Origin of the sequence: Dactylosporangium sp. NPDC050688 (assembly GCF_040654515.1) — a bacterium.
In the GTDB taxonomy this organism is placed as follows: domain Bacteria; phylum Actinomycetota; class Actinomycetes; order Mycobacteriales; family Micromonosporaceae; genus Dactylosporangium.
This window is the reverse complement of sequence record NZ_JBFAIC010000003.1, coordinates 237,292-250,264: the sequence shown is the minus strand read 5'-3', so window position 1 is coordinate 250,264 and position 12,973 is coordinate 237,292. Positions and strand designations below refer to the sequence as shown.

Genomic DNA, 12,973 nt, shown 5'->3' with positions numbered 1-12,973 from the left:
CGCCGCAGGGCGCGCGGCGGCGGTCACGGGTTCGGCGACAGCGGTCATCGGGCTGCTCCTTCCGGGCTGCGACGGCCTGCTGCGGGGCCGGGCTCGCCGAGCTGCCGGCCGGGCTCGCCGAGCTCCCGGCTGAGCTCGTCGGCGACGAGTGCCGCCTGCTCCCGCAGCTGCGGCGTCGGGGTGGCGTACACGTGGGCGAACAGGTCGGCGGGGTCGGGCTCGACATCGCGGTTGAGCCCGTCGCGCAGGTGCGCCGCGACCCGCTCGGCCTCGGCGGTGAAGGCGGCCAGCTGCTCCTCGCGCAGCACGCCGCGGTCGCGCAGGTGGGTGGTGAGCCGGGTGATCGGGTCGCGCTCGGCCCACGCCGCCACCTCGGCGTCGTCGCGGTACCGGGTGGCGTCGTCGGCGTTGGTGTGCGCCTGCATCCGGTACGTGTGTGCCTCCACCAGCTGCGGGCCGCCGCCGGCGCGGGCCCGTGCGACGGCGGCGCCGAGGACCGCGAGCAGGGCCGCCATGTCGTTGCCGTCGACCCGCTCGCCGGGCACGCCGTAGCCGACACCCTTGTGGGCGAGGGACGGCGCCGCGGTCTGCCGGGACAGCGGGACGCTGATCGCGTACTCGTTGTTCTGGACGAAGAACACGACGGGGGCGTGGAAGACGGCGGCGAAGTTGAGCGCCTCGTGGAAGTCGCCCTCGCTGGTGCCGCCGTCGCCGCACATGGCCATGACGACGGTCGGCTCGCCGCGCAGCGTGGCCGCATGGGCGACGCCGACGGCGTGCGGCAGCTGGGTGGCGAGGGGGGTGGCGTGCGGGGCGACGCGGTGCTCGTACGGGTCGTAGCCGCAGTGCCAGTCGCCCTTGAGCAGGCTGAGCGCCTCGACCGGGTCGACGCCACGGCCGACGGCGGCGACGGTGTCGCGGTAGGTGGGGAACAGCCAGTCGCCGTCGTCGAGGACCTGCGCCGCGGCGACCTGGCACGCCTCCTGGCCGTGCGAGGACGGGTACACGGCGAGGCGCCCCTGCCGCACGAGGGCGTACGCCTGGTCGTTGAGCCGGCGCGCGGTGATCAGCGCTCCGAGCGAGCGCAGCAGCGCGGCGTCGTCCGGGGCGGGGTACGGCGCGCCCTCAACGGCCCGGCCGCGCGCGTCGACCAGGCGGACCGGCTCCGCGGACGGCAGCAGGTGACTGGGGTCACGTGACATGCGGCAATACTGGGCCCCTGGCCATTCGCGTTCCACTGCCCGGCCGGAAACGAGAAGATGGAGCCCGTGACCGGCCCACCGCGGGCCAAACGTCCAACTTGAGGGCTCGTTCAGCAAGGACGGTGAGACAGGTGGCCAGCCCGCTCGACGACATCGACCGGCGTATCCTTGTCGAGCTCAGCCGGGACGGACGCATGTCGATGCGCACGCTCGCCGAGCACCTGCACATCTCGCGGGCCAACGCCTACGCCCGCGTCCAGCGGCTGCGCGACACCAACGTCATCCGCGGCTTCCGCGCCGACGTCGACCACGTCGCCGCCGGCATGGGCACCTCGGCGTACCTGACGGTCAACCTGCGCCAGGCCGAGTGGCGGGTGGTCGGCGAGCAGCTGCGCGCCCTGCCGGGGGTGGTGCACATCGCCCTGGTCGGCGGCGAGTTCGACGTGATCCTGCTGGTGCGCGCCAAGGACAACGCCGACCTGCGCCGGCTCGTCCTGGACGTCATCCAGGGCATGCCGGGCGTGGTGAGCACCCGCACCCTGCTGGTCTTCGAGGAGTTCGAGCCACCGACGGCCGCCTCCATGTGGGAAACTCGTTGAAAGTGACGCCGGTCACTACCGGCCTGGTGGTTGGCCCAGATCTCTTTTGTGGGATCCTTACAACACGACGGCACCCGGATGCGTGATCCGGCACAGTGGCGTACTCGGCGGTAATCACGCAGGGTGGAGCAAGGTGCAGGCGGCGCTCCGGGACCCGGACGTCGCCTGCTGCATGTACGGCACAGCCGCTCCGCGGCGCAGCCGTTGGTAACTGGGAGGCTCAGCCGGTGTTCAGTCGTGTCGCCATCGTCAACCGCGGAGAGGCCGCGATGCGGCTCATCCACGCCGTCCGGGACCTTTCGGCCGAAACCGGGACGCGGATCGAGACGGTCGCCCTCTACACCGACGCCGACCGGACCGCGACGTTCGTGCGGGAGGCGGACATCGCCTACCCGCTGGGCCCCGCCTCGGCCCGGCCGTACCTCGACCACGCCGTGCTGGAGCGGGCCCTGGTCGAGACCCGCGCCGACGCCGCGTGGGTCGGCTGGGGGTTCGTCGCGGAGGACCCGGCGTTCGCGGAGCTGTGCGAGAAGCTCGGGGTGACGTTCGTCGGGCCCAGCCCGGAGGCGATGCGCCGGCTCGGCGACAAGATCGGCTCGAAGCTCGTCGCCGAGGAGGTCGGCGTCCCGGTCGCGCCGTGGAGCCGCGGCGCGGTCTCCACGCTCGAGGAGGCGCTGCGGGCCGGCAAGGAGATCGGCTACCCGCTGATGCTCAAGGCGACCGCCGGCGGCGGCGGGCGCGGCATCCGCAAGGTCACCTCCGCCGAGGACCTCGCCGAGGCCTACGAGCGCACCAGCCAGGAGGCGCTGCGCGCGTTCGGCTCCGGCGTGGTGTTCCTGGAGCGCCTGCTCACCGGCGCCCGGCACGTCGAGGTGCAGGTCATCGCCGACGGGCAGGGCACCGCGTGGGCGCTCGGCGTGCGCGACTGCTCGGTGCAGCGGCGCAACCAGAAGATCATCGAGGAGTCCGCGTCGCCGGTCCTCGCGCCGGAGCAGTCGGCCGAGCTGAAGGCGTCCGCGGAGCGGCTCGCCATCGCCGTCGGCTACCGCGGCGCCTGCACCGTGGAGTTCCTCTACCACCCCGGCGAGCGGCTGTTCGCGTTCCTGGAGGTCAACACCCGCCTGCAGGTCGAGCACCCGATCACCGAGATCACCACCGGCACCGACCTGGTCCGGCTGCAGCTGCACGTGGCTGCCGGCGGCCGCCTGGACGGCAAGCAGCCGCAGGAGATCGGCCACGCCGTCGAGGCGCGGCTCAACGCCGAGGACCCGGACCGCGACTTCGCGCCCTCCCCCGGCCGCATCGCCCGGCTGGTCCTGCCCGCCGGCCCCGGCATCCGCGTCGACACCGGCGTCAGCGAGGGCGACACGATCCCCGCCGACTTCGACTCGATGATCGCGAAGATCATCGCGTACGGCCGCGACCGCGACGAGGCGCTCGGCCGGCTGCGCCGGGCGATGGCCGAGACCACCGTCATCATCGAGGGCGGCACCACCAACAAGAGCTTCGTGCTCGATCTGCTCGACCAGCCCGAGGTCATCGACGCCAGCGCCGACACCGGCTGGATCGACCGGGTCCGCGCCGAGGGCCGCCTCGTCACCCACCGCCACTCCGCGGTCGCCCTGGCCGCCGCTGCGATCGAGGCCTACCAGGACGAGGAGGACATCAGCCGGCAGCGGCTGCTGGCCACCGCGCACGGCGGGCGCCCCCAGGTCCAGCACGAGACCGGCCGCCCCCTGGACCTGAAGCTGCGCGGCGCCGGCTACCGGGTGAGCGTCGCGCGCATCGGCCAGAAACGCTTCCGCGTCGGCGTCTCCGGCGGCGGCGAGGTGCACCCGGTGGACGTGGAGATCGAGCGGTTCGACGCGCACAGCGGCCGGATCGTGGTCAACGGCCACCGCTTCCGCCTCGTCACCGCCACCCACGGCCCGATCCACCTGGTCGAGGTCGACGGCACCACCCACCGGATCAGTCGCGACGAGGGCGGCGTGGTGCGCTCCCCCGCGCCCGCGCTGGTCGTGGCGACTCCCCTCGCCGCCGGCGACGAGGTCGAGGCCGGCGCGCCGATCCTCGTGCTGGAGAGCATGAAGATGGAGACGGTGCTGCGCGCGCCGTTCCGCGCCCGGGTCCGCGAGTGCCCGGTGTCCGTCGGCAGCCAGGTCGAGACCGGCGCGCCGCTGATGCGCCTGGAGCCGCTCGCCGACGGCGACACCGCCGAGGACGCCGCCGGCGGCACCGAGGTCGCCGAGATCGAGCTGCCCGCCGAGCCCGACGGCGTGTCCGCGGCCGAGCGGGTCGAGCGCGGCCTGCAGGACCTGTGCAGCCTGCTGCTCGGCTTCGACGTCGACCCGCAGGACGGCCGGCGGCTGCTGTCGGGATACATGGCCGCCCGCGCCGAGCGCGGCGCGGGCCGGCCGCTGCCGGGCGAGCTGGACCTGCTGACCGTGTTCGCCGACCTGTCGGAGCTCAGCCGCAACAAGCCCGGCGGCGAGTTCGAGGAGGAGCCGGGCAGCCCCGTGCACAGCCCGCGCGAGTTCTTCCACAGCTACCTGCAGAGCCTCGACGTGGAGCGGGCCGGCCTGCCCGAGGGCTTCCAGGCAAAGCTGCGCACCGCGCTGCGGCACTACGGCGTCACCGAGCTGGACCGCACGCCGGAGCTGGAGGCCGCGGTCTTCCGCATCTTCCTGGCCCAGCAGCGCATGTCCGCCGACGTCGCGGTCGTGTCGGAGCTGCTGCGGCAGTGGCTGGCCGGGATGCCGCCGGTCGAGTCGCTCAGCGAGCGCGCCGGGCTCGTCCTGGAGCACCTCGTCGAGGCCACCCAGGTGCGCTTCCCCGCCGTGTCCGACCTGGCCCGGGGCGTGGTGTTCCGCTGGTTCGCCCAGCCGCTGCTGCGCCGCAACCGCGCCAAGGTGTACGCCGCGGTCCGCGAGGACCTGCAGCACCTGGACCGCAACCCCGACGCGCCGGACCGCGCCGAGCGCATCCAGGCCATGGTCGCCAGCGCCGAGCCGCTCGTGCGGCTCATCGGCCAGCGCATCGGCCGTCCCGGCCGCGACCACGCGCCGCTGCTGGAGGTGCTGACCCGCCGCTACTACGGCAACCGGGCGCTGTCCGGCGTCACCGTCCGCGAGGCGGCCGGCTGCCGGTTCGTCACCGCCGAGCGCACCGACGGCTCCGGCGTGGTCCGCATCGTCACCACCGCCGTGGACATCGCCGCCCTGCCGCACGCGATCGGCGCGGTCGCCGAGCTCGCCGCCGGGGTCCCCGACGACGGCCTCGTCGCCGACCTGTACGTCACATGGGAGGACCAGCCGGACGCCGACGCGATAGCGGTCCGCCTCGGCGAGCTGCTCACCGGGCAGTCGCTGCCCCGGGCGGTGCGCCGCATCACCACCACCGTCGCCGGCACCAGCGGCGCCGTGATGCACCACCACTTCACGTTCCGCCCCGACGCCGCCGGCGGCGACGCCTTCGTCGAGGACCGGCTCATCCGCGGCCTGCACCCGCAGATCGCGCAGCGGCTGCAGCTGCACCGGCTGCGCGAGTTCGACCTCACCCGGCTGCCGTCCGCGGACGAGGAGATCTACCTGTTCAAGGCGGTCGCGCGCAGCAACCCGGCCGACGAGCGGCTCATCGCGATGGGCCAGGTCCGCGACCTGACGCCGCTGCGGGAAGCCGACGGCCGGCTCGTCGCGCTGCCCGCGGTCGAGGACGCGATCACCGCCGGCCTCGACGCGATCCGCAACATCCAGGCGCAGCGGCCGCAGAACAAGCGGTTCGACACCAACCGGATCATGATGTACGTCTGGCCGTCGACCGAGCTGACCGTGGACGAGCTCAACACCCTCGTCCAGCGCATCCTGCCGACGTCCGCCGGCGCCGGCCTCGAAGAGGTCCAGTTCGTCGCCCGGCAGCGCAACTCCGCCGGCGACCTGAGCGAGGTCGCGGTGCGCATCACCCTCGACCACGGCCAGGGCGTGCGGGTGTCGGTCGACAAGCCGTCGACGGAGCCGCTGCAGCCCCTCGACGACTACCGGCAGAAGGTGCTGCGCGCCGCCCGCCGCGGCAACGTGTACCCCTACGAGCTGACCGGCCTGCTCGCCGGCGCCGAGGGCAGCTTCGTCGAGCACGACCTCGACGAGCGGGGTGTGCTCGTACCGGTGCAGCGCCCGAAGGGCAGGAACAGCGCGGCGATCGTCGCCGGCGTGGTCACCACCGTCACCGAACGGCACCCGGAGGGCGTCACCCGGGTCGTGCTGCTCGGCGACCCCACGAAGGCCCTCGGCGCCCTGTCGGAGCCGGAGTGCTCGCGAGTCATCGCCGCGCTCGACCTCGCCGAGCGGATGCGGGTGCCCCTCGAGTGGTTCGCGCTGTCCGCCGGCGCCAGGATCTCGATGAGCTCCGGCACCGAGAACATGGACTGGGTCGCCGCCGCGCTCAAGCGGATCGTCACGTTCACCCAGGCAGGCGGCGAGATCAACATCGTGGTCGCGGGGATCAACGTCGGCGCGCAGCCGTACTGGAACGCCGAGGCGACGATGCTCATGCACACCAAGGGCATCCTGGTCATGACCCCGGACTCGGCGATGGTGCTGACCGGCAAGCAGTCGCTGGACTTCTCCGGCGGCGTGTCCGCCGAGGACAACTACGGCATCGGCGGCTACGACCGGGTCATGGGCCCCAACGGCCAGGCGCAGTACTGGGCGCCGCACCTGACGGCCGCCCGGGACATCCTCATGGCGCACTACGACCACACGTACGTGGTGCCCGGCGAGACCGGCCCGCGGCGCGCCGTCACCAGCGACCCCACCGACCGGGACGTCTCGGACTTCCCGCACGCGATCGCCGGCAGCGACTTCACCACCGTCGGGCAGATCTTCTCCGCGGCGCACAACCCGGACCGCAAGAAGCCCTTCGACATCCGCACCGTCATGCGGGCCCTGTCCGACCAGGACCACCCGGTGCTGGAGCGCTGGGCCGGCATGGCCGACGCCGAGACGTCCGCGGTGCAGGACGCGCACATCGGCGGCTGGCCCGTCTGCCTCATCGGCATCGAGTCCCGCTCGGTGCCGCGGCGCGGCTTCCCGCCCACCGACGGCCCCGACACGTACACCGCCGGCACCCTCTTCCCGCGCTCCTCCAAGAAGACCGCCCGGGCCATCAACGCCGCCTCCGGCAACCGCCCGCTCGTGGTCCTCGCCAACCTGTCCGGCTTCGACGGCTCCCCCGAGTCGATGCGCAAGCTGCAGCTGGAGTACGGCGCCGAGATCGGCCGGGCCATCGTCAACTTCGAGGGCCCGATCGTCTTCTGCGTCATCTCCCGCTACCACGGCGGCGCGTTCGTGGTCTTCTCCAAGGCCCTCAACCCGAACATGACCGTCCTGGCGCTGGAGGGCTCGTTCGCCTCCGTGCTCGGCGGCGCCCCCGCCGCCGCGGTCGTGTTCACCGGCGAGGTCAACAACCGCACCGCGACCGACCCGCGGGTCACCGACCTGCAGGCCCGCATCAGCGGGGCCACCGGCGCCGAGCGGGCCGCGCTCAACGCGCAGCTCGCCGAGGTCCACTCCGCGGTGCGCGCCGAGAAGCTCGGCGAGGTCGCCGCCGAGTTCGACCGCGTGCACAACATCCAGCGCGCCGTCGCCGTCGGCTCCGTCGACGCCATCATCAGCGCCGCCGAGCTGCGCCCCCGCATCATCGAGGCGATCGAGCACGGCATGAAGCGCTGACCCTTCGGCGCCGTCCACCACGGGCACGCCGGACCGGATGCTACGGTCCGGCGTGCCAGTCTGGACCATGCCCGGCCGGGTGCCCCTGCCGGTCGCCTCCGCCGAGGACGTCGCCGTCCTGGTCGCGGCGCTGTCGCAGCCCGGCGCCGACACCCGCGGCCTGGCCGACCACTTCTCGCTGCTCGCCGGTACGCGTCCCGAGTGGCTCCGGCCGCACCGGGAGCACGTCATCGCCGCGCTGCTGGACCGCTTCGAGGTGGGCTTCGACGACCTCTGCGTCCTGCTCGCCGGCGCCCCCGACCGGTCCGTCGAGCTGCTCGCCGGCGACGTGCGCGCCGGCGATGTTCCACGTCGCCACGCTGCCCACGCGCATCCGCGAGTACGGCGAGGGCCGGCGCACCCTGTCGTTGTGCGAGGGCTGCGGCCGGGTCGCCTGCACCGCCACCGCCTGGAACTGACCGGCGGGCGGGCCGGCACCCCGAACAGCGCGACGGCCGCGTCGAGGCGTCGTGCCCTGCCGGCTGCGCTGGGACCCAAGCACCCGGGCCGACACCGAGCGCCGCATCAAGGACGGCCTTCAGCGCACTGACCCGTGCCGCAGGCCGGCGGCACCGCCCGGTGCCGCCGGCCTGCGGCACATCGTCAGTCCTCGTCGACGGTGACGCCGTGCAGGGTGGCGAGCTCGGCGAGGCCGTGGTCGTAGCCCTGGCCGATGGCGCGCAGCCGCCAGCGGTCGTCGCGCCGGTAGACGTGCGCGAGCAGGAGGCTGCGTTCGGTGGTCGCCGCGTCGAGGGTGGTCCGCAGCTGTGGGCTGCCGTCGCCGGTACGCGCGACGAACTCCACCGGCCCGAGGTCGCCGAACGTGTGGTCGCCGGTGACGGTCGCGGCGATGACGATGCGGCTCACGTCGTCGGGGACGCGGCCGAGCCGGACGTCGACGAGCGCCTCGTGCGGCACGTCGAGGGTCAGCTCGACGGAGCCGTCGGCGGCGGCGGGCTGGTTGTAGAAGACGAAGTCGGCGTCGGCGTGCACCAGCTCGTCGGCGTCGGTGAGGAACGCGACCACGTCGACCTCGGCGCCGGTGCCGGTCGGCCAGGTGACCGAGATCGTCCAGTCGGTGACGCCGCCGGGCAGGTCGGCGACCGCGCCCCGGGAAAGGACCGTCACCGGCGCCGGTGCCGCGGCGGCACCCGGAGCCGGTGCAGCGTCCGAGCCGGCGTCCGGGGCGGCGGCCGGTTCGAGGGCCTCGGGGGTGCGCACCGGCAGGCCGAGGGTGGTCACGGTGGCCCAGCGGCGGTCGTTGCCGGCACCGGGGAGCGCGACGACGTCGGTGACCCGGGCGGTGAGGTTGACCGCCGCGATCCCGCCCAGGTCGGCGATGCGGTTGCGCACCTCGGCGGCGTCGGCGTGGGTGCCGCCGAGGACCAGCAGGCACCGCCCGCTCAGCGGCCCGGCCGGGGCCGCCGCCGCCCGGGCGGCCCGGGGCGCCGGCACCGCGGGCCGGGTGACCGCCCTGGGCGTGCCGGGCTCCACCTCGGCGAGCAGCGCGGTGAAGGTGGCCTCGTCGACGACGGGGACGGCGTACATGGCGGCGGCGCGCAGCTTCGAGGTGCCGGCGGCCGGGTCGTTGGTGACGAGCATGCCGGTCTTGCCGCTGACGGTGTTCATCACGTCCAGCCCCGCCGCGGCCGCGCGGGCCGCGAGCGCGTCGCGGGCCGTGGCGGTGCTGCCGGTGATGGCGACCTTCACGCCCTGGATGAGGCGCCGGCCGGGGGTCCACCGGCCCGGCCAGGTCCACGGGCAGGCGGGGCGGGGCAGCCGGGCCGGGTACACGCGATCGGTGTCGGCAGCGTCGCAGGCGCTCAGCGGCAGCTCGACGGCGAGGGTGTCGGCGAAGGCGAGGCTGTGGCGCAGGATCTCGGTGAGGACCCGGGTGTCGTCCTCGGCGTCGTGCGGGCGGGCCTGCGTGACGCCCCAGTGCGCGGCGAGGGCCGCGAGGGACAGGCTCGGTGTCGGCAGGTCCAGCCGGCGGCTCAGCGCGACGGTGCACAGCCGGGTGCTGACCGGCAGGGGGTGCACGGCGCGGTGCGCCTCGGCGGCGAGGAACTTCCAGTCGAAGGCGGCGTTGTGCGCGACGAGGACCCGCCCGTCGAGCAGCCCGGCCAGCTGCCCCACGACGTGGTCGAAGCGGGGCGCGCCGGCGAGCCGTTCGCGGGTGATGCCGTGGATGTGCACCGGCCCCGGGTCGCAGCCGGGGTCGACCAGCGTCGACCAGGTCCGCCCGGGCGTGCCGTCGGGCTCCATCTGCGCGACGGCGATCTGCAGCACCCGGTCGCTGGGCGCGTGCAGCCCGGTGGTCTCCACGTCCACGACCGCGTACCGCAGCGGGTACCGCGTCGAGGCGCTGGCGGGCAGGGGGGTGATGGCGGCGGACGTCACGGCGGGCTGCCTCCGGGGCGGCGAAGAGGGCGACAGTGGGGCGACGGTGAGGCGTCGGGTGTGCGGGACCGTGCGATTGTCGGGGCACCCGGCGCGCAACCGGCCCACGGCACGCGGCGCGCCGCGGGAACGCGCCGATCGGCAGGCGGCCACGGCCGGAACGGTCACCCGGCACCCGCCGAACGGCCCTGGCGGGGGTGACGGCATGCGTTACGGTGCCGGTCGTGGACAACTCGATCGTCGCCGTCACCGTCTACCCCACCCAGGCGCGGGTCACCCGCCGCGGCCAGAGCACGCTCGACGCCGGTGAGCAGACCGTCGAGGTGGGGCCGCTGCCGCTGAGCATGGACCCCGACTCGATCCGGGTCAGCGGGCGCGGGCCGGCCACGGTCCTCGGCGTCGACGTGGTGCTGCGCCGCCGCGCGGTGCCGTCCGACGGCACGGTGACCGCGGTGCAGCAGGAGCGGCGCGCGCTCACCGACGAGCTGGCCGAGATCGGTGACACGGAGACGGTGCTGCGGCAGCGGCAGGCGTTCCTGACCACGCTGGGCGAGCGGGCCAGCGGCGCGTACGCGCGGGCCCTCGCCACCGGTGCGGCGGCGCCGGACACGGTCACCGCGTTCACCACCACCGTGGGCGGCGAGCTGACCTCGGTCCTGGCCGGCATCCGGGAGCTGCAGCACCGCCGCACCCAGGTCACGGACCGCGTCGCGGCGCTGGACCGGCAGCTGGCCGACCTGTCCGGCAAACGGGAGCCCGACGCGCGCTACGCCGTCGTCGCGCTGGCCGTGTCGGCGCCCGGGCCGGTCGAGCTCGACGTGTCGTACCAGGTGCCCGACGCCGGCTGGCGCTCCACGTACGACGTGCGGCTCACCGGCGAGACGCTGCGCCTGACCTGGTTCGGCCTGGTCGAGCAGCGCACCGGCGAGGACTGGCCGGAGTGCGAGCTGGCGCTGTCCACGGCCCGCCCGTCCGGCGTGGTGGCGATCCCGGAGCTGCGCCCCTGGTACCTGGACCTGCTGCTGCCGCCACCGCCGCCGATGCAGGCGTTCGCCGCGTACGGTGGCGCGCCCGGCGCCCCGGCACCCGCGGCCGCGATGCCGCAGCCGGCCCGGCGGGCGATGCTGCACGAGGAGGAGCTCGACGGGTTCGCCCCGATCGAGGTGGCGCAGGCGAAGGTCGAGGAGGGCCCGGTCGCGGCGACGTACCGGCCGGCCCGGGTCGTGGCCGTCCCGGCCGACGGCACCACGTCCCGCGCGACCGTGCTGGTGCTGGACCTGGCCGCCCAGCTGGACCACGTCGCGGCGCCGGCCCGGTCCACGGACGTGCACCTGCGGGCGGTGGTGACGAACACGTCGCCACACACGCTGCCGCCCGGGTCGGCGGCGGTGTTCCACGAGGCGGACTTCGTCAGCAAGACGACCCTGTCGGCGTGGGCGCCCGGTGAGGAGCTGGAGCTGGCGCTGGGCCTGGACGACCGGGTACGCGTCGAGCGGGAGCTGACCCGCCGCACCGCGACCCGCGCCACGCTGGGCTCCAGCCGCCGCCGCGAGGTCGAGTACCGCACCACGGTCGGCAACTACACCGGCCGTCCGGTGCGCATCACGGTGCTGGACCAGCTGCCGGTCAGCCGCCACGACACGATCACGGTGCGCGAGACGCTGCTGGAGCCGCCGCCCGCCGAACGCACCGACCTCGGCGTGCTCACCTGGCGGCTCATCATCGCGGAGGGTCAGACGCACACGGTCCGGCTCGGGTACCGCGTCGAGACGGCGAAAGGGGTGGAGCTGTCCGGCTGGCGGGAGTGAGATCCGTCGCTACCGAGCGGTCCGGCGGAGGCGGCGGTACAGTCCCCTGGGTGGTCACCTCGACGGCTTCCACGGCAGACGTGCAGGTTTACGACTACCGGTACAAGCACGACGTCGCCGATCTGCGCTACTTCTACGTTGTCAACCCGGCCTCACCGCACAGCGCGTGGGCGCTGCGGGAGATCATCCAGCCGGCGTCGCGGGCGTTGCACGCCGACTACGGCGTGTCGGTGCGGCCGCTCGCCTACGGCGACCTGCCCGAGCCCCTGCCCGGCGGCGTGACCTACGTCGTCTACGGCCCGACGAACCCGCTCACCATGCCGCCGCAGGAGCAGGCGTACCTCGCGGCGCTCGCCGCCGCCGGCGCCAGGACGAACATCATCTCGGCGTACCCGCTGACCGACGCCAACGAGGACCACCCCGACTACGCCAGGGCCGGCAGCGCGGTGCCGCAGCTGTGCGACCTGCTCGACATCAACGCGATCTTCCCCGACGCGCTGGAGCTGTCCCGGGGCATCCGCACCAACACCTGGCAGGACGTCTACGTCAACGCGATCGGCGAGACGATCCGGGTCAAGTACCAGCCGACGCAGAGCGCCGACCCGGGTGACCGGGCGGTGCTGGAGCGGCTGCGCCGCGAGCACGCCGGTGAGGTCGCGGAGCTGGCCCGGGTGCACCGCGAGCACCATCTGTGGCAGCGCAAGCCCTACACCGACGGCTCCATCATGTTCACCCACGACGGGTACTGGTTCGCCTCGCAGACCCTCACCGACAAGTCGCGGATGACCGCCGGCGACTTCGACCTGATCACGTCGTTCGACGAGGGCACCCGCAGCCTCACCTACACCGGTGAGCGGCTGCCGACGTCCGACGCGCCGGAGTTCCTCGTGCTGAGCAGCCTGCTGAGCAGGCACGGGCGCCGGCCGCGGCTCATCGTGCACTTCCACCACCGGGAGCTGACCCGCGGCCCGCGCTTCCGGGACCTCGTCACCGACGCGAGGATCGAGGGCGGGCACTTCTCCGCCGGCCGGCTGTTCTTCCGGGAGCTGCGCCGGAAACGGACCGACTGGTTCATCATCCGCGAGCACGGCATGGTGTGGATCGGCGACTCGGTGCGCGACTTCGAGGAGTACGTGCACCGCGTCGTGCTCCCCGGATCCGACCGGGCGGCCGGGGACTGCTGACGCCCGCCCGGCGCT

General features: G+C 74.2%; 7 protein-coding genes. 5 read left to right on the top strand and 2 right to left on the bottom strand.

The features are described 5' to 3' along the window. Positions 1–44 precede the first annotated feature (44 nt). Positions 45–1,202 (bottom strand): pyruvate dehydrogenase (acetyl-transferring) E1 component subunit alpha, encoded by a 1,158-nt coding sequence (pdhA, locus tag AB0H83_RS05285; protein ID WP_360087138.1) that lies wholly within the window; start codon positions 1,200–1,202, stop codon positions 45–47. 131 nt (positions 1,203–1,333) lie between these two features. On the opposite strand from pdhA, the gene AB0H83_RS05280 reads away from it, so the two are divergent. The 3 genes from AB0H83_RS05280 to AB0H83_RS05270 all read left to right on the top strand — a co-directional run bounded on the left by AB0H83_RS05280 (position 1,334) and on the right by AB0H83_RS05270 (position 8,116). Next, the gene (locus AB0H83_RS05280) at positions 1,334–1,801 is read left to right on the top strand and encodes an Lrp/AsnC family transcriptional regulator (RefSeq protein WP_360087135.1); all 468 of its coding nucleotides are present in this window, start codon (positions 1,334–1,336) and stop codon (positions 1,799–1,801) included. Positions 1,802–2,028: 227 nt separating this feature from the next. Further along, positions 2,029–7,527: a carboxyl transferase domain-containing protein gene (locus AB0H83_RS05275; RefSeq protein ID WP_360087132.1), complete on the top strand. Its 5,499-nt coding sequence runs from the start codon at positions 2,029–2,031 to the stop codon at positions 7,525–7,527. Between the two features lie 52 nt (positions 7,528–7,579). Further along, positions 7,580–8,116 (top strand): hypothetical protein, encoded by a 537-nt coding sequence (locus AB0H83_RS05270; RefSeq protein WP_360087129.1) that lies wholly within the window; start codon positions 7,580–7,582, stop codon positions 8,114–8,116. A 53-nt stretch (positions 8,117–8,169) separates the two neighbouring features. Here AB0H83_RS05270 and AB0H83_RS05265 read toward each other — a convergent pair whose 3' ends face one another. Beyond that, the gene (locus tag AB0H83_RS05265; RefSeq protein ID WP_360087126.1) at positions 8,170–9,966 is read right to left on the bottom strand and encodes a TerD family protein; all 1,797 of its coding nucleotides are present in this window, start codon (positions 9,964–9,966) and stop codon (positions 8,170–8,172) included. A 224-nt stretch (positions 9,967–10,190) separates the two neighbouring features. On the opposite strand from AB0H83_RS05265, the gene AB0H83_RS05260 reads away from it, so the two are divergent. Next, the gene (locus tag AB0H83_RS05260; RefSeq protein ID WP_360087123.1) at positions 10,191–11,774 is read left to right on the top strand and encodes a DUF4139 domain-containing protein; all 1,584 of its coding nucleotides are present in this window, start codon (positions 10,191–10,193) and stop codon (positions 11,772–11,774) included. 50 nt (positions 11,775–11,824) lie between these two features. Continuing rightward, positions 11,825–12,958: a hypothetical protein gene (locus AB0H83_RS05255; RefSeq protein WP_360087120.1), complete on the top strand. Its 1,134-nt coding sequence runs from the start codon at positions 11,825–11,827 to the stop codon at positions 12,956–12,958. Positions 12,959–12,973: the final 15 nt, after the last annotated feature.

Bases quoted from the DNA above. Each gene is read 5' to 3' on its own strand.
- pdhA (WP_360087138.1), bottom strand. From the start codon at position 1,202: ATGTCACGTGACCCCAGTCACCTGCTGCCGTCCGCGGAGCCGGTCCGC.